This is a genomic window from Methylobacterium nigriterrae (assembly GCF_037106235.1).
GTDB classification, from domain to species: domain Bacteria; phylum Pseudomonadota; class Alphaproteobacteria; order Rhizobiales; family Beijerinckiaceae; genus Methylobacterium; species Methylobacterium nigriterrae.
On sequence record NZ_JBAWTG010001013.1, the window covers coordinates 1 to 257 of the forward strand.

The 257-nt window shown below is 74.3% G+C and carries 1 protein-coding gene; it reads left to right on the forward strand.

All coding sequences use genetic code 11. The features are described from left to right. The coding region (gene fhuF / locus WDW90_RS40070) for a siderophore-iron reductase FhuF (RefSeq protein ID WP_336493113.1) at positions 1-257 on the forward strand (257 nt) is incomplete at both ends.

The window sequence follows — 257 nt, forward strand, 5'->3', positions numbered from 1 at the left end:
GTCGACGGCCTTGCGGCCTGTGCCCGCCTGGCACCGCGGGTGCTGTGGAGCAACGCCGCCTCGCTCTACGCCTGGATCGTCGCCGAGATCGCCCACGACCCGAGCGTCCCGGCCGCGGTCGTCGCCGGAGCGGAGGCCGTGATGTTGCGGCATCACTGGCCGGACGGCCGGCGCAATCCCCTGCACGCTCCCCCGCGGACCGCAGGGGAAAGGCGGCGGCGCGTCTGCTGCCTGCGCTACCTCTTGCCTCAGCTCGC